Annotated in this window: 15 protein-coding genes; 8 read left to right on the top strand and 7 right to left on the bottom strand. The window is 58.2% G+C overall.

What is annotated here, in order from left to right; all coding sequences use genetic code 11:
* Positions 1-73: 73 nt before the first annotated feature.
* On the top strand, positions 74-523 hold the full coding sequence (locus tag AABM55_RS27275) for a cytochrome c (RefSeq protein ID WP_347928216.1): 450 nt from the start codon (positions 74-76) through the stop codon (positions 521-523).
* Between the two features lie 182 nt (positions 524-705).
* Here the strand turns inward: AABM55_RS27275 and AABM55_RS27270 are convergent, their stop codons facing one another.
* The 4 genes from AABM55_RS27270 to AABM55_RS27255 all read right to left on the bottom strand — a co-directional run bounded on the left by AABM55_RS27270 (position 706) and on the right by AABM55_RS27255 (position 5,249).
* Positions 706-1,101, bottom strand: coding sequence for a DUF1090 domain-containing protein (locus tag AABM55_RS27270; protein WP_347928215.1), 396 nt, complete (start codon positions 1,099-1,101; stop codon positions 706-708).
* A gap of 96 nt (positions 1,102-1,197) precedes the next feature.
* Positions 1,198-2,886, bottom strand: a complete 1,689-nt coding sequence (gene ligB / locus AABM55_RS27265) for an NAD-dependent DNA ligase LigB (RefSeq protein ID WP_347928214.1) — start codon at positions 2,884-2,886, stop codon at positions 1,198-1,200.
* Positions 2,887-3,044: 158 nt separating this feature from the next.
* Positions 3,045-4,235 (bottom strand): methionine adenosyltransferase, encoded by a 1,191-nt coding sequence (gene metK / locus AABM55_RS27260; protein WP_054594424.1) that lies wholly within the window; start codon positions 4,233-4,235, stop codon positions 3,045-3,047.
* Between the two features lie 18 nt (positions 4,236-4,253).
* A complete protein-coding gene (locus AABM55_RS27255; RefSeq protein WP_347928213.1) occupies positions 4,254-5,249 on the bottom strand; it encodes a metalloregulator ArsR/SmtB family transcription factor in 996 nt (331 codons plus the stop codon).
* Between the two features lie 273 nt (positions 5,250-5,522).
* Here AABM55_RS27255 and tkt point away from each other — a divergent pair, with 273 nt between their 5' ends.
* The 7 genes from tkt (at position 5,523) to AABM55_RS27220 (ending at position 12,645) form a co-directional block, all read left to right on the top strand.
* Positions 5,523-7,520 carry a transketolase gene (gene tkt / locus AABM55_RS27250; protein WP_054594422.1) on the top strand — a complete coding sequence of 666 codons (1,998 nt, stop codon included), beginning with the start codon at positions 5,523-5,525 and terminating at the stop codon, positions 7,518-7,520.
* 190 nt (positions 7,521-7,710) lie between these two features.
* A complete protein-coding gene (gene epd / locus AABM55_RS27245; RefSeq protein ID WP_347928212.1) occupies positions 7,711-8,796 on the top strand; it encodes an erythrose-4-phosphate dehydrogenase in 1,086 nt (361 codons plus the stop codon).
* A 25-nt stretch (positions 8,797-8,821) separates the two neighbouring features.
* Positions 8,822-9,985, top strand: a complete 1,164-nt coding sequence (locus AABM55_RS27240) for a phosphoglycerate kinase (protein WP_347928211.1) — start codon at positions 8,822-8,824, stop codon at positions 9,983-9,985.
* 34 nt (positions 9,986-10,019) lie between these two features.
* Complete coding sequence (locus AABM55_RS27235) at positions 10,020-10,241, top strand: hypothetical protein (RefSeq protein WP_054594419.1); 222 nt, start codon at positions 10,020-10,022, stop codon at positions 10,239-10,241.
* A gap of 59 nt (positions 10,242-10,300) precedes the next feature.
* Complete coding sequence (locus AABM55_RS27230) at positions 10,301-10,633, top strand: MliC family protein (protein WP_054594418.1); 333 nt, start codon at positions 10,301-10,303, stop codon at positions 10,631-10,633.
* A 294-nt stretch (positions 10,634-10,927) separates the two neighbouring features.
* Positions 10,928-11,992 (top strand): class II fructose-bisphosphate aldolase, encoded by a 1,065-nt coding sequence (gene fba, locus AABM55_RS27225; RefSeq protein WP_034153617.1) that lies wholly within the window; start codon positions 10,928-10,930, stop codon positions 11,990-11,992.
* 281 nt (positions 11,993-12,273) lie between these two features.
* A complete protein-coding gene (locus tag AABM55_RS27220) occupies positions 12,274-12,645 on the top strand; it encodes a hypothetical protein (RefSeq protein WP_347928210.1) in 372 nt (123 codons plus the stop codon).
* A gap of 292 nt (positions 12,646-12,937) precedes the next feature.
* Here the strand turns inward: AABM55_RS27220 and AABM55_RS27215 are convergent, their stop codons facing one another.
* From AABM55_RS27215 to AABM55_RS27205, 3 genes are all read right to left on the bottom strand, one after another.
* The gene (locus tag AABM55_RS27215; RefSeq protein ID WP_347928209.1) at positions 12,938-13,762 is read right to left on the bottom strand and encodes an aspartyl/asparaginyl beta-hydroxylase domain-containing protein; all 825 of its coding nucleotides are present in this window, start codon (positions 13,760-13,762) and stop codon (positions 12,938-12,940) included.
* A gap of 249 nt (positions 13,763-14,011) precedes the next feature.
* Positions 14,012-14,305: a fructose-bisphosphate aldolase gene (locus AABM55_RS27210; RefSeq protein ID WP_347928208.1), complete on the bottom strand. Its 294-nt coding sequence runs from the start codon at positions 14,303-14,305 to the stop codon at positions 14,012-14,014.
* Positions 14,306-14,832: 527 nt separating this feature from the next.
* Positions 14,833-15,504 carry a polysaccharide lyase family 7 protein gene (locus tag AABM55_RS27205; protein WP_054594410.1) on the bottom strand — a complete coding sequence of 224 codons (672 nt, stop codon included), beginning with the start codon at positions 15,502-15,504 and terminating at the stop codon, positions 14,833-14,835.
* Between the last annotated feature and the right edge of the window lie 61 nt (positions 15,505-15,565).

Below are 15,565 nucleotides of genomic sequence, written 5' to 3'. Positions count from 1 at the left end.
TGTTAATAGGGCTATTGGTCTTTGCCGACGACGCGAGGATACTGGCCGCCGTTTCCCGTGACCTGAAGCCACCATGACTCTTAAAAGACTTTCTGTTGTATTGCTGGCCTGCCTGACGCTGTCCGCCTGTGGCGGTGTCGATCCGAACTCGCCGCTGGGTCAGCGCAAGGCGATTTTCAAGCAAATGCTCAAGACTGGCGAAGACCTGGGCGGCATGTTGCGGGGACGTATCCCGTTCGATGGCCCGCGTTTTACCGCCGGCGCAGTCAAGCTCGACGCCTTGTCCCATGAGCCGTGGAAGCATTTCCCACAGGTTCGTGAGGACGGCAAAACCAGCGCCAAAGACGATGTCTGGCAGCAGCAGGCACGTTTCCAGGAAATGGCCCGCACGCTTGAGGCCGCCACCGGTGAATTGGTGATCGCCAGCCAGGTTCAGCCGTACAAGGCCAGTAACCTGGGCCCGGCCGTGCAGAAAGTCGAAGACGCCTGTAGTGCGTGCCATAAACAGTTTCGTGATCACTGATTTCAGGTTCAACTGATAACTCTGTGGCGAGGGAGCTTGCTCCCGCTGGGTGGCGAAGCCGCCCCAACATCGGCTATCGCGATTATCCCGGGAAATCGCGATAGCCGGACTGCGAACGCTACGCGTCCGAGCGGGAGCAAGCTCCCTCGCCACAAAAGCTGCTGCACTCATCGATCTCGAATTTACTTATCCAGCTCATCCAGCGCTCGCTGCAATTCCTTACGGGACTCGGCGAGTTTGTCTTTGCGTTTGTTGATCTTCTCGGCGTCGCCCTGTTTCATCGCCTTGTCGAGGTCGGCCTGACGGCGGCTGACTTCGTGCTTGGCGTCGAGCACCTTGTTCTCGCGCTCTTTCTTCAAGGCGGCGTCGTTGCAGTGCTCGGTGGCTTCGCTCAGGGCTTTTTCCAGGCCAGACTGTTGTCCGGCATTGCCGTGTGCCCTGGCCTGTTCGATCTGGTTGCTGATGGACTGGCGCTTGGCGGCACAACCAGTGAGTTGCGGAGTTTCTTCGGCAGCCATCAGCGGTGTCACCATGACGCCACAAAGGACCAGCATGGCGAGCGGTGAAAGAAATTTCATAAAGGCTCCGTTTAAAAAATCATCAGGTCGGCAGCAGATGGGCTGTTGGAGCGCATCGATACTCATTGGGTTCAAAACTGCCGGCTCTCTGCATAGCTAGAAACCGTCTATTCCGGCAGCGTGTAATTGTTCGCTCAAGGCCAGCACCTGCGGGTCGCGGAAAAATGCGCTCAACTGCGCCGCGCGCCCCGGACCGATTCCGGCTTCGGTCTGCCATTGCTCAGTGTCTCGTTGCGCCAGTAATTGCCATGAGTCTGCAAGTCTGGCCTCACCGGTGGGCGGCAAACCCAATGCTTTCAGCCAGCGTGAAAAGGGCTGTTGCCGGGCGCTTTGCAGACTGTTCAGCAAGCGGACACTGCTGCGCTCGCCGAAGCCGTCAATGTTAGCAAGCTCTTGGGCGTCGAGGGTCAACCAATCGAGCAAACCCTTGAGGCGTCCGGCACTGATCAGTTTTTCCCAGGTGCCGGGGCCGATATGGCGCAGCGCCAGGCCTTGCTTGCCACTGAGCCAGGTCAGTCGTGCGAGAAACTGGCTTTCGCAGCCCGGTGTCGGTTGCCAACAGCTGAGGTGATGAAAGTCTTCTGCGCGTGGTGCGTTCACCTCGGGTCGTTCAGCGCTGCGCAACACGACCCTGTCGAGTCGCGGGATGGTCAGCCCGGCAAGGCTGATGGCGACCTGATCGCCGGGGCGAATGTCCATGGCCTGCCAGCGCTGCAACGAACTCACGCTGACACGTTTGATCTGTCGGTCATCGAGCATGACCGGCGCAAGCTCCAGCACCGGAGTGACGCGCCCGGTGCGCCCGATCTTGAAGTTGACCTTGCGCACTTCAGCCAACGCCTGGGCGAAAGGGTACTTCCAGGCCACGCTCCAGAACGGAGTTTTCGCCTCCCAGCGCTCTGCCGCCGAGCGTTGGCTCTGACGCAAGACAATACCGTCGCTGGCAAACGGCAGGGGTGTGCGATACCAGTGATCGCGCCAACGTTCGGCATCGGCCAATGCGCTGACGGGCTGGCTGTAGAACTCACTGTCAGGGAAGCCCAATGCTTTCAGGGCGAGCAGGCGCTCCGGCAAGGTGGCCGGACCTTGCGGCCAATCCCAGACAAATAGCCCGACCCCGTTGGCGTCCACAGGGTTCAGTTCTTTACGGGCCATCAACCCGGCCACGGTGCTGCGGGCGTTCAGGCTGCCACTCTTGGCTTGTACATGATCCGTCAGGCGCCAATAGAGTTCGCCTTGCAGCAGCAGGTCCAGTGGCTGCGGCAGTTGCTGGGGGATCGCGGCGATCTTGCGCGCCGAGGCGGTCCAGTCCTGGCCGTTGATACCGTCCCCGCGACTGATCGCCTGCTGGAGCTGACCCTCGCGGTAAATCAACGTGACCGCTACGCCATCGACTTTGGGCTGAGCCCAGATATCGTCGCGTGTCTTGAGCCAGGCTTCGACGGCACGACCGTCGATGAGCTTTTCGAGGCCGGTGTGGGGAATCGGATGGGTAACCGTGCCGCGGGCGGCACGTAGCGGATTCTCAGGTGTTGCACTTCGCTCAAAGCATTCTCTCCAAGCTTTGAGGTGGGCACGGGATTGGTCGTAGATTTCGTCGGCGACCAGTGAATGTCCTTGCCGGTGATAGCTGTCGTCCCAGCGCTCGATTTGCGCTTGCAGCGCGGTGATTTCGGCCTGGGCTCGGGTGGGGAGCCAGTCGGGACAGCTATTGGTGTTGGCGCTGGCGTTCAGGCAGGCAACGATCAACCAGAAACCGATCAACAGACGAAGTGTGGGCAGCATCATGAGCATCCTTGCTCGAGGGGGATGCCTGAAGGCTAGATCAGCAGGGAGGCTGGCGAGCGCTGGTGGTTTTCAGGGTGTGTCCAGACCGGACCAGCGCCCATGAAAAAGCCCCGCACGGCGAACCGTGCGGGGCTTTTTGTGCAGCCAGGAAAGTCTTACAGGCCGGCAGCAGCGCGCAGGGCGTCGGCGCGGTCGGTTTTTTCCCAGGTGAACGTGGTGAACGTATCGTCGCCCACGGTTTTGATTTCCGGGGTGCGACCGAAGTGGCCGTACGCAGCGGTGTCCTGGTACATCGGGTGCAGCAGGTCGAGCATGGTGGTGATTGCGTATGGACGCAGGTCGAACACTTCGCGGACCAGTTTGACGATCTTGTCGTCGCTGATCTTGCCGGTGCCGAAGGTGTTCAACGAAATCGAAGTCGGTTGAGCGACGCCGATGGCGTAGGAAACCTGAATCTCGCAACGCTCGGCCAGGCCGGCAGCCACGATGTTCTTGGCCACATAACGACCGGCGTAGGCAGCCGAACGGTCAACCTTCGATGGATCTTTACCGGAGAACGCGCCGCCGCCGTGACGGGCCATGCCGCCGTAGCTGTCAACGATGATCTTGCGACCGGTCAGGCCGCAGTCGCCCACCGGGCCACCGATAATGAACTGGCCAGTCGGGTTGATGTGGAACTGGGTGTCCTTGGACAGCAGCTCGGCAGGCAGCACGTGCTTGACGATCAGTTCCATCACGCCTTCGCGCAGGTCTTTGTAGGATACTTCCGGGTTGTGCTGGGTCGACAGTACAACGGCGTCGATACCGACAACCTTGCCGTTTTCGTAGCGGCAGGTCACTTGCGACTTGGCGTCTGGACGCAGCCAAGGCAGCAGGCCGGACTTGCGGGCTTCGGCCTGGCGCTGAACCAGTTGGTGCGAGAAGGTGATCGGTGCTGGCATCAGCACGTCGGTTTCGTTGCTGGCGTAGCCGAACATCAGGCCCTGGTCGCCGGCGCCCTGGTCTTCAGGCTTGGCACGATCAACACCCTGGTTGATGTCGGGGGACTGCTTGCCGATGATGTTCATCACGCCGCAGGTCGCGCCGTCGAAGCCGACGTTCGAGCTGTTGTAGCCGATGTCGAGGATCACGTTGCGGACGATGTCTTCCAGATCGACCCAGGCCGAGGTGGTGACTTCGCCGGCGATGATCGCCACGCCCGTTTTCACCAGAGTCTCGCACGCCACACGGGCGAACTTGTCTTCAGCAATGATGGCGTCCAGCACCGCATCAGAAATCTGGTCGGCGATTTTGTCCGGATGCCCTTCAGACACGGACTCGGAGGTGAAAAGGGAGTATTCGCTCATCTCGATGTTTTCCTGAATTTACCGATGGTGAGTGTCGCCAGCCGGTCGCTGAAAGTGGCGGACCTGGATCTGGAAACCATTACGTAAGCCTACATAGAGGCTTTCCCCGGGAACGAGTCCCGCAGCGGTGGCCCAACGGGCCAAATCGTCCTGTTCAAACCCCAACCAAAGATCACCGCAGGCCTCCTTGGCCCAACTTTGGTTGTGGCTACATAACTCTGTCACTAACAGGCTACCGCCTGGTTGCAGCAAGTCGGCCATGTGCTTGAGCGCATCGGCTGGCGCGGCGAAATGGTGCAAGACCATGTTCAGTACAACGCAATTGGCCTCAAGGCTTACGCCATCCAATGCATCGGCCAATTGCAGGCTGACGTTAGCCAGCTTTTCACGTTCGCAGACCTGGCGCGCCAGTTCGAGCATCGCCGGGCTGTTGTCGAGCGCTGTGACCTGGCTGAAGCGGCGCGCCAGTTCCGGCAGAAAACTGCCGTCGCCGGGGCCGACTTCAATCGCCGTGGCACCTTCGCTGAAGCTCAACTTGTCGAGCAGGGTCAGCACGCTTTCACGGTATTGCGCCAAGCCGGCGATCAAGTCTTGCTGGGCGCGAAATTTTTCCGCAACCCGTGAGAAAAAGTCCTGGCTGGCAGCGGCTCGTTGTCCGTGGACCTGGCTGATCCGCGCCTGCACATCGCTGGGCAGGGTCAGGTTGTCCACTTCGTCGAGCAGTGCTGCATGCAGCTTGCCGCCCAACAATTCGGTGTGGGGCAGGGCGCGACGGTAAAAAATCGCGTTACCTTCACGGCGGGTCGCTACCAGCTCAGCCTGGGCCAGCACCTTCAAGTGGTGGCTCATGCCCGATTGGCCGGTGGCGAAAATTTGCGCCAGCTCCAGCACGCCGAACGAATCGTTGGCCAGTGCGCGCAAAACGTTCAGCCGCAACGGATCGCCGCCGGCCTTGCACAAGGCCGCCAGCTCATCGCAATCGTCATGGCGAATGGAAGGCACGCGTAAGTTCATAAGGCCAGCAGTCTAGTGATGCGTAGAAATCCCCGCAAGGGCAATATCAAAAAGTTTTGATATTGCTCGATGGATGGCACTTCTCACGGGATGATTAACTCTACAAACGTACAGCGGAAAGGTTTCATCACCCGAAACCGTCGTTATCCGTGGGAAAAACGTCTCCAGATGACTATCTGTCATTGCCCCGAGGCTGTCCGCTGAGGGAAAATGCTCGCCTTTTTTCCGTTTCGTTTTATTCACTCTCGATTCAGTATCAGCAGGAGAACAGCGATGCCCAGCCGTCGTGAGCGTGCCAACGCCATTCGTGCCCTCAGCATGGATGCCGTGCAAAAAGCCAACAGCGGCCATCCCGGTGCCCCTATGGGTATGGCGGATATCGCCGAAGTGCTTTGGCGTGACTACCTCAAGCACAACCCGAGCAATCCATCGTTTGCCGACCGCGACCGGTTCATCCTGTCCAACGGTCACGGCTCGATGTTGCTTTACTCGTTGCTGCACCTGACCGGCTACGACCTGTCGATCGATGACCTGAAAAACTTCCGCCAACTGCACAGCCGCACACCGGGCCACCCGGAACTCGGTTACACCCCGGGTGTTGAAACCACCACTGGCCCGTTGGGTCAGGGCCTGGCCAACGCCGTGGGCTTTGCCCTGGCAGAAAAAGTCCTGGCGGCGCAGTTCAACCGTCCAGGTCACAACGTTGTCGACCACCACACCTATGTGTTCCTGGGTGATGGCTGCATGATGGAAGGCATTTCCCACGAAGTCAGCTCCCTGGCCGGTACCCTGGGCCTGGGCAAACTGATCGCTTTCTACGATGACAACGGCATCTCCATCGACGGCGAAGTCGAAGGCTGGTTCACCGATGACACCCCGAAGCGTTTCGAAGCCTACAACTGGCAAGTGATCCGCAACGTTGACGGTCACGACCCGGAAGAGATCAAGATCGCGATCGAGACGGCACGCAAAAGCGCGCAACCGACGCTGATCTGCTGCAAAACCACCATCGGCTTCGGTTCGCCGAACAAGCAAGGCAAGGAAGATTGCCACGGTGCCCCACTGGGTGACGCGGAAATCGCCTTGACCCGCACTGCGCTGAAGTGGAACTACGGCCCGTTCGAAATCCCGGCCGACATCTATGCCGAGTGGGACGCCAAGGAAGCCGGTCGCGCTGTCGAAGCCGAGTGGGATCAGCGTTTCGCTGCCTACTCCGCCGAATTCCCGGAGCTGGCCAACGAGCTGGTCCGTCGTCTGAGCGGTGAGCTGCCAGAAGACTTCGCTGAAAAAGCCTCGGCCTACATCGCTGAAGTCGCAGCCAAGGGCGAAACCATCGCCAGCCGTAAAGCCAGCCAGAACGCCCTGAACGCGTTCGGCCCGCTGCTGCCGGAAATGCTTGGCGGTTCGGCTGACCTGGCCGGTTCCAACCTGACCCTGTGGAAAGGTTGCAAAGGTGTCAGCGCTGAAGACGCCAGCGGCAACTACATGTACTACGGCGTTCGCGAGTTCGGCATGACTGCCATCATGAACGGCGTTGCCCTGCACGGCGGCCTGGTGCCTTACGGCGCAACTTTCCTGATGTTCATGGAATACGCCCGCAACGCCGTGCGTATGTCCGCCCTGATGAAGCAGCGCGTGATCCACGTCTACACCCACGACTCCATCGGTCTGGGCGAAGACGGTCCGACTCACCAGCCAATCGAACAACTGGCCAGCCTGCGCTGCACGCCGAACCTCGACACCTGGCGTCCAGCCGATGCCGTTGAATCGGCAGTGGCCTGGAAGAACGCCCTGGAGCGTAAAGACGGTCCTACGGCACTGATCTTCTCGCGTCAGAACCTGCAGCACCAAACCCGTGACGCGGTGCAGATCGAACTGATCAACCGTGGTGGTTATGTGCTCAAGGACTGCGCTGGCGAGCCTGAGCTGATCCTGATCTCCACCGGTTCGGAAGTCGGCCTGGCCGTTCAGGCCTACGACAAGCTGACTGAGCAGGGTCGCAAGGTGCGTGTGGTTTCCATGCCATGCACCAGCGTGTTCGATGCTCAGGATGCCGGCTACAAGCAAGCGGTTCTGCCGTTGCAGGTCAGCGCCCGTATCGCCATCGAGGCCGCACACGCGGACTACTGGTACAAATACGTGGGCCTGGAAGGTCGCGTCATCGGCATGACCACCTACGGCGAGTCGGCGCCTGCGCCTGCCTTGTTCGAAGAGTTCGGCTTCACCCTGGAAAACATCCTGGGTCAGGCTGAAGAGCTGCTGGAAGACTAAGTCCAGGTGAAGTATTGCCTGTTCTGAAGCCATCGCGGGCAAGCTTTGCTCCTACAGATTGATGTCGTGCCCGAATCCCGTGGCAATCATCTATCCGTAGGAGCAAGGCTTGCCCCGGGCGGCGTTCCGACGATGACAATGGAACATTCAACGTTGAACTGACGGATTCACCACGGTAATCGAGAACCCCATGCCTCAACCGCGTCCTTACAAAGTTGCACTCAACGGCTACGGCCGGATTGGTCGTTGCGTCTTGCGTGCTTTGTTCGAGCGAGGGGCGGCTGCCGGGTTTGAAATTGTGGCAATCAACGATCTGGCTGACATGGCCAGCGTCGAATACCTGACACGCTTCGACTCCACCCACGGGCGTTTTCCCGGTGAGGTGAGGGTTGACGGCGATTGTCTGCATATTAATGGCAACTGCGTGAAGGTCCTGCGCAGTGCCACCCCCGAAGGCATCGATTGGGCGTCGCTGGGCGTCGATCTGGTGCTTGAATGCTCCGGTGCTTACCACACGCGCGCAGACGGCCAGCGTTTCCTCGACGCCGGCGCCCCGCGGGTGCTGTTTTCCCAGCCGATGGCCAGCGAAGCGGATGTCGACGCCACCATCGTCTACGGCGTCAATCAGGAGTGTCTGACCGGCGATGAACTGCTGGTGTCCAACGCGTCCTGCACCACCAACTGCGGCGTGCCGCTGTTGCGCCTGCTGGATCAGGCCTTTGGCCTGGACTACGTGTCGATCACCACGATTCACTCGGCGATGAACGATCAGCCGGTCATTGACGCCTACCACCACGAAGACTTGCGCCGCACCCGTTCGGCGTTTCAGTCGGTGATCCCGGTGTCCACCGGCCTGGCGCGCGGTATCGAACGCCTGCTGCCGGAACTTGCCGGGCGAATTCAGGCCAAAGCTGTACGCGTGCCGACGGTCAACGTGTCTTGCCTCGACATCACGATGCAAACCGTTACCGACACTGACGCGAGTGAAGTCAACCGGATCCTGCGCGAGGCCGCCACCTATGGCCCGCTCAAGGGGCTTTTGGCTTATACCGAGTTGCCTCATGCCAGTTGTGATTTCAACCATGACCCACATTCGGCAATCGTCGATGCCAGTCAGACCCGTGTTTCCGGCCCGAGGCTGGTGAACGTACTGGCCTGGTTCGACAACGAATGGGGTTTTGCCAACCGAATGCTGGATGTTGCAGGACACTATCTGCAAACCGCTATCAAGCTCTCTGTTTCTGAACTCTCTGCTTCTAAAAAACCTGCTCTCTAAAACAGCTATCCAGGAAATGCGACCCATGACCGTGTTGAAGATGACCGACCTCGATCTGCAAGGTAAGCGCGTATTGATCCGCGAAGACCTCAACGTCCCAGTCAAGGACGGTGTTGTCACCAGCGATGCGCGAATCCTGGCCTCGCTGCCGACCATCAAGCTGGCCCTGGAAAAAGGCGCGGCGGTGATGGTTTGCTCGCATCTTGGCCGTCCGACCGAGGGTGAGTTCTCGACCGAGAACAGCCTCAAGCCAGTCGCTGACTACCTGAGCAAGGCCCTGGGCCGTGAAGTGCCGCTGGTCTCCGACTACCTGGACGGCGTTGACGTCAAGGCCGGCGACATCGTGCTGTTCGAGAACGTGCGCTTCAACAAAGGCGAGAAAAAGAACACTGACGAACTGGCGAAGCAATATGCCGCCCTGTGCGACGTGTTCGTGATGGACGCCTTCGGCACCGCTCACCGTGCCGAGGGTTCGACCCACGGCGTGGCCAAGTTCGCCAAAGTCGCTGCAGCTGGCCCGTTGCTGGCTGCCGAGCTGGACGCACTGGGCAAAGCCCTTGGCGCCCCGGCCCAGCCAATGGCAGCCATCGTCGCCGGCTCCAAGGTCTCGACCAAACTCGACGTGCTGAACAGCCTGAGCCAGATCTGCGACCAGCTGATCGTCGGTGGCGGTATCGCCAACACCTTCCTGGCCGCTGCCGGTCACCCGGTCGGCAAATCGCTGTACGAGCCAGACCTGCTGGACACCGCCCGCGCCATCGCAGCCAAAGTCAGCGTGCCGTTGCCAGTCGATGTGGTGGTTGCCAAGGAATTCGCCGAAAGCGCGACCGCGACCGTCAAGTTGATCGCCGACGTGGCGGCAGACGACATGATCCTGGACATCGGTCCACAGACTGCGGCGCACTTCGCTGAACTGCTGAAGTCGTCGAAAACCATCCTGTGGAACGGCCCGGTCGGCGTATTCGAATTCGACCAGTTCGGTAACGGCACCAAAGTCCTGGCTCAGGCCATTGCAGACAGCTCGGCGTTCTCCATTGCGGGCGGCGGCGACACCCTGGCAGCCATCGATAAGTATGGCGTTGCGGATCAAATCTCCTACATTTCTACCGGCGGCGGCGCGTTCCTCGAGTTCGTCGAAGGCAAAGTGCTGCCAGCGGTTGAAGTCTTGGAAAGCCGCGCAAAGGCCTAAGGGTCATCCATTGGCCAGGCAAAGGAGTGTTTACATGGTCAAGACGTTAGCGACATTGATCGCAGCGGGTGTACTGGCCGGCTGCGGGAGCACCCCGAAAGCCGCGCAGGAATCGGATACCGGCGCGCCGGACAAAGGCTGTTACCAGGCCGACTGGCAAGCCGAAACCAACCCGGTGCTCAACAAGCGTTCCGGGCCGGATGGCCTGGATAAATACGAGACACGGACCCCGGCCAAGGAACATGGTTGCCCTTGACCGGTCTGACTCACTGATACCCAGCGCAGTTGGCGTGTGCCGACTGCCGAGGAAAATGGATGAAAGGCTTGATAGCCGTGGGGTCGCTGGCAGTACTTGCCGGTTGCGCCACTATGAACCCGTTCGCGTCGTCGCCTGTTGCGTCCGATAATTGGACGAACTGGGTTTGCGATAGCCAGGCCCCCGTGCACTGGCGCTACACCGACGCCACGCACAACACCGTGGATGTGCGGCTCAGCGACGACCAGGTTCATCGCTTGAAGCTTGATCCGGCAGGCTCTGGTTCGCTGTACAGCGACGACCAGTTGGCGTTTCACGTAAAAGATGACGAAGGCCTGGTGTACTGGGTCGCCACCAACGATTTGATCGGCCGCGGCTGTAAAGCCAAGTAACACCGCTGATCACAGAGCTTTTGTGGCGAGGGAGCTTGCTCCCGCTGGAGCGCGAAGCGGTCACAAAGCCAGTCGACTCAGCGATCCAGAAGGACCGAGTCAATTGGTTTACGACTGCTTCGCAGCCGAGCGCGAGCAAGCTCGCTCGCCACAGGGTTCTTCGTAACACACAGGATTTATGTTGTACCGGATTCGCAGGCCGGCCTTACCCCCGATCTGCATTAACTTGAATAGCAGCCGCCGCTACGGCAGGCTTGCACGATTAACGACCCTCAACCGGGAGAGACACACACCATGGCACTTATCAGCATGCGCCAGATGCTGGACCACGCAGCCGAGTTCGGCTACGGCGTTCCAGCCTTCAACGTCAACAACCTTGAGCAGATGCGCGCCATCATGGAAGCCGCTGACAAGACTGACTCCCCGGTGATCGTCCAGGCTTCGGCCGGCGCCCGTAAATACGCTGGCGCGCCATTCCTGCGTCACCTGATTCTGGCGGCGATCGAAGAATTCCCGCACATCCCGGTGTGTATGCACCAGGACCACGGCACCAGCCCTGACGTCTGCCAGCGCTCGATCCAGCTGGGCTTCAGCTCGGTGATGATGGACGGCTCCCTCGGCGAAGACGGCAAGACGCCGACCGACTACGACTACAACGTCCGTGTCACCCAACAAACCGTAGCCATGGCTCACGCCTGTGGCGTATCGGTAGAAGGCGAGCTGGGTTGCCTGGGTTCGCTGGAAACCGGCATGGCCGGTGAAGAAGACGGTATCGGTGCAGAAGGCGTGCTCGATCACAGCCAAATGCTCACCGACCCGGAAGAAGCCGCTGACTTCGTCAAACGCACCCAGGTCGATGCCCTGGCCATCGCCATCGGCACCAGCCACGGCGCTTACAAGTTCACCAAGCCACCCACCGGCGACGTGCTGGCTATCGACCGTATCAAGGAAATCCACAAACGCATCCCGAACACCCACCTGGTGATGCACGGTTCTTCTTCGGTACCGCAAGAGTGGCTGGCGATCATCAACCAGTACGGCGGCGACATCAAAGAAACCTACGGCGTACCGGTTGAAGAAATCGTCGAAGGCATCAAGTACGGCGTGCGCAAGGTCAACATCGACACCGACCTGCGTCTGGCCTCCACTGGCGCGATGCGTCGCCTGATGGCCACCAACCCGAGCGAATTCGATCCGCGTAAATTCTTCGGCGCCACTGTAACGGCCATGCGCGACGTGTGCATCGCACGTTATGAAGCGTTCGGGACTGCCGGTAATGCTTCGAAGATCAAACCGATCTCGTTGGAAGCGATGTTCCAGCGTTATTTGAAAGGTGAGTTGAACGCCAAGGTTAACTAAGTTTGAGCGTTTGATAGCACTAATAAAAAACCCGCCGAGAGGCGGGTTTTTTGTTGGCGCTAAAAAGTGGAGATTATCTCTCGGAGTTATTGATGAACGACTTATACTTTTTGTGATAGATGTATTGTCTGGTTAATCTGAATGTGTATTAAGGACTGTTATTTCTGACAGTTGGTTCAGTGTCAGGAGAGGGCTACCATTCGCATCGTAACGCAAAAGTGTGGGTGTCCAGATATTTGAATCTACTCCCTCTTATATCTTTGAGTGAAAGGATAGCGGCTATGTCTATGGCAGATAATACATATGGGGATGGCGACGATTCGGTACAGGAAACATCATCCAGTTCCGGCAATAGCGCGGGTTCGGTGAGCACTGTAATTTCGTATACAAAAGATTGGGGGCGGAATGGTCTTTTGAACGTGACATATTCTGTGAAGCTAAAGACAGCGGCAGTGGGTGCAATAGTTCTTCTGACCGGCGCAGGGCAGAGTAAAAGTTTGGGGGCAATCCCGTCTGGAGGTGCGGGGACCCTCTTCCAAGGGGGCTATTATTTCTCTGAGAAACATCGAGCCTTTCTGGAATTTGAAGTGGTTTCAGGTGCCAATAGCAACCGGCATCAATTTGAAGTATTGAGCGCACAATTTACGCCGTGAAATCGCTAGGGCAGCTTATTTAAGGTGAGGGTGTGGATTCATTAATCCGCCCCCGCCTTTGATTATATAAACTGAATCCTCATCCATTCGCGGGTGTATCAAACCTGGGTGGCTCAATCCAGAGGGGCTGCGAAACCTCATCGCTGGGCGATGGTCCAGCGTACTTGATAGGTGAATTGAGCGCCAAGGTTAACTAAATCTGAGCGTTTAATAGCACTAACGAAAAACCCGCCAAGAGGCGGGTTTTTTGGGTAAGGGTGACGGGGTAACTAAGGTTTCCCGTTGTTCACGCTTACTGAATAAGTTTCCAGTTCTTGTAAAAGAACCGGCGCAAGGCGAAGGCTACGCCCGCAAACGAAGCGACGATGCCGTTCAGGATAAAAGAGGCCCAGGACGGGCGCAGTATGTCGAGGAACAGGCAGTAGCGCTTGGCGTCATTCTTGTTGAAGGAGGCGTGCAGCAGGGTGTCATCAAAGATGAACAGCGGATCATCGTGCCAGTAGTGTTTTTTCTTCCTGACTTGGATGTACACGCCGTCATGGTGAGCGGCGGGCATGATGTTGTAGAGCACGCGGTACATCATGCGCAAAGGCCCGAAGTGAAAGGACGTCGACTGATTTTCATTGAAAACCGATACGCCGATGGTCTTTATATAAGGCAGTTTCTTCTGAAGTGCGGGAATGTTGAGTTCGGTATCGATCTTGCGGCCATACCATTGGAAGAACAACATGCCACGCTTTTTCTGGGCCATGCGCGCATCGAGGAATGCAATGATCTCTTCCTTGTGAGCCATCGCAGTTTCAATCACGTAGTTGATGTCTTGCTGATGGCTTTCGGGAAGATCGCGCAGCTTGTAAACGTAACGGCTTGGCTTGGACAGTAGATCGAAAAAGGTATTCAGGGGTGCGAGCAACCACGTATTGCGGCCGCCACCTATAAAATACTTTTTGATGATGTCTTTGTCGAAGATGCCATTGCGCAGGAAGTCATAGATGCCGCAAATACAAAGCACAGCAAGAAACCAAAGGGTGGCCACCGGGAAACTATAAATAATGGCGGCAATACCGAGAATGGTGACTGCCGAGACTGCTTTCTTGCGGATGACTCGAGTGTTCATGGAACTCAGTTCCCCTGAGGCGGTGCGGGTATTTGGATGTGAAAAATACCTATAGGACAGACATTATATTCGCCATCATAAGGGTTCATTCTGTAATAAATGTTTCTTGTTTGTAAAGATTTCTCAGATGTAAAGGGGCGGTTTTTTTTGGCATCAGTCAGAAAAGCACAGTGAGGCGGATTTTTTTGAGTTGAAAGGGCGCCGACTCTTTCAGTCGGCCCCCCTTTTTTGTTCGTATAAGCCTAAGTCTCAGCGATTCGCTGGCTCGTCAAACCCTCGCTGCTCAATCACCCCGAACACATCGGTAATGTCCTGAACCATCAAGCGCGCCACGTTGGTGACGGTGTTGATGTCGCGCTCGGCGTAGTCGGGCAGGTTGGTGCAGGCCATGAGGGTAAGGTAGCTGAGGACTGCGTGCAGGCGTTCGCTGACGCAGGCGTGGAGTTCGCGGAGCGGGGCGTGGCTGTCGATGAGCAGGACGGGGTAGTCGGTAGCGATCTGGGTGAAGGGGGTGAAGCGGCGGGGCGGGGTTTGAGTAGTCATAGCGGAATCCTTTCAAGAAAAAGAATGGCCACCGTTCGCTGCGAAACAAATTGGGTGGCAGCTGTGCGCGGGTTCGCAGACCAGGAAAAGAATTAAAACCCCGGCAGACCCGAAAGCCTCCCACGCACAGCCGCCATGAAACGAAACGCAGGGGAGTTTACCTGTGCTGTCTTTTGACGGTGCTGGATAATTCTTTTGCAAGGGCTGCGAAACCCTGCCGCTGACCGAAGCCAGCTGACGGGATTGACTGTAAGCGCCGATTTTGGTGGTAGCAACCGGGGTGTAGGACGGTGCGGCGACCATTGTGGCGAGGGAGCTTGCTCCCGCTCGACGGCGCAGCCGTCGTAAACCGGGCGGTGTGGTGTGTCTGAGGAAATGAGGTGGCAGGGTTTGGGGCTGCTTCGCAACCCAGCGGGAGCAAGCTCCCTCGCCACAGTGGGAGCAATCCTACGGGATTTACGGACGCTCAGATTGTTCCCATGCCCGTAGCAGCTGTCGAGCCGTACTCAAGGGTTGAGATCAAGTTGTCAGCTCGGGTTGTGATCAATATTCAGCTTGCTGAACGTCACTTTCCCACCCTCGCTGGTGTATCCGGTGTTGTCCTGCACATACACCCCGGCCTTGAAGTACAGCGGCTTGTCGCGCCAAGTGGCGCTGATCTGGGTGTCCCAAGAGTAGCCCGCGGCACTGATACCCAGGGCCCCGCCGGGGCTGAGGTGGATCAGGTAGGAGAAGCTCTGGTCCAGCTTCACCCCCGTGGCGATGGTGATCACCCGACCAACATCGTCGTCCGGGTGCATGCGCACCTTGGCGACGATGTTGCCGGTCGAGGTGCTGGTTTTGTACTGGTACTCGACTTTCACCAAAGGTTTTTGGCTGTTGTAGGCGTGGATCTGGCCGATGACGATCTTGCCCGAACTCGGCACCTGGTTCACCGCGAGGGTCGCATGCAGCAAGTTGTCAGCGTCGGGGTAGAGCCAGTTGCGCAAAGTGCCGTTGCTGTAGGTTTCGCGAAGCTCGGTGCGTGGGTAAATCGCGTTTTCCGTGCGGGAGCCGGTCACCGGTGCCCAGAAGAACAACGTGCCGGTGTCGGAGTGGAAGTATTGATCCTTGAAACCGTCCACCAGTTTGGCGGTATCAACGGTGTACGGTGGGCTGCCGACAGGAACACTGAGGTTCCAGGTTGCGAGATCGATCATGGTCAAAGCTTCCGCGAATGCTAGCTGCACGCGCGTACCAGAAGCTCTAGCCCGCGCATTA

The sequence above is a fragment of the Pseudomonas helvetica genome (genome assembly GCF_039908645.1).
Lineage (GTDB): Bacteria > Pseudomonadota > Gammaproteobacteria > Pseudomonadales > Pseudomonadaceae > Aquipseudomonas > Aquipseudomonas helvetica.
Note: the sequence above shows the minus strand (reverse complement) of the source record. Positions and strands in the feature narration are given on the sequence as shown.

What these genes read in the sequence shown, in the direction of transcription:
- AABM55_RS27275 (WP_347928216.1), top strand. Translation starts at nt 74, where the DNA reads ATGACTCTTAAAAGACTTTCTGTTGTATTGCTGGCCTGCCTGACGCTG.
- AABM55_RS27270 (WP_347928215.1), bottom strand. Translation starts at nt 1,101, where the DNA reads ATGAAATTTCTTTCACCGCTCGCCATGCTGGTCCTTTGTGGCGTCATG.
- ligB (WP_347928214.1), bottom strand. Translation starts at nt 2,886, where the DNA reads ATGCTGCCCACACTTCGTCTGTTGATCGGTTTCTGGTTGATCGTTGCC.
- metK (WP_054594424.1), bottom strand. Translation starts at nt 4,235, where the DNA reads ATGAGCGAATACTCCCTTTTCACCTCCGAGTCCGTGTCTGAAGGGCAT.
- AABM55_RS27255 (WP_347928213.1), bottom strand. Translation starts at nt 5,249, where the DNA reads ATGAACTTACGCGTGCCTTCCATTCGCCATGACGATTGCGATGAGCTG.
- tkt (WP_054594422.1), top strand. Translation starts at nt 5,523, where the DNA reads ATGCCCAGCCGTCGTGAGCGTGCCAACGCCATTCGTGCCCTCAGCATG.
- epd (WP_347928212.1), top strand. Translation starts at nt 7,711, where the DNA reads ATGCCTCAACCGCGTCCTTACAAAGTTGCACTCAACGGCTACGGCCGG.
- AABM55_RS27240 (WP_347928211.1), top strand. Translation starts at nt 8,822, where the DNA reads ATGACCGTGTTGAAGATGACCGACCTCGATCTGCAAGGTAAGCGCGTA.
- AABM55_RS27235 (WP_054594419.1), top strand. Translation starts at nt 10,020, where the DNA reads ATGGTCAAGACGTTAGCGACATTGATCGCAGCGGGTGTACTGGCCGGC.
- AABM55_RS27230 (WP_054594418.1), top strand. Translation starts at nt 10,301, where the DNA reads ATGAAAGGCTTGATAGCCGTGGGGTCGCTGGCAGTACTTGCCGGTTGC.
- fba (WP_034153617.1), top strand. Translation starts at nt 10,928, where the DNA reads ATGGCACTTATCAGCATGCGCCAGATGCTGGACCACGCAGCCGAGTTC.
- AABM55_RS27220 (WP_347928210.1), top strand. Translation starts at nt 12,274, where the DNA reads ATGTCTATGGCAGATAATACATATGGGGATGGCGACGATTCGGTACAG.
- AABM55_RS27215 (WP_347928209.1), bottom strand. Translation starts at nt 13,762, where the DNA reads ATGAACACTCGAGTCATCCGCAAGAAAGCAGTCTCGGCAGTCACCATT.
- AABM55_RS27210 (WP_347928208.1), bottom strand. Translation starts at nt 14,305, where the DNA reads ATGACTACTCAAACCCCGCCCCGCCGCTTCACCCCCTTCACCCAGATC.
- AABM55_RS27205 (WP_054594410.1), bottom strand. Translation starts at nt 15,504, where the DNA reads ATGATCGATCTCGCAACCTGGAACCTCAGTGTTCCTGTCGGCAGCCCA.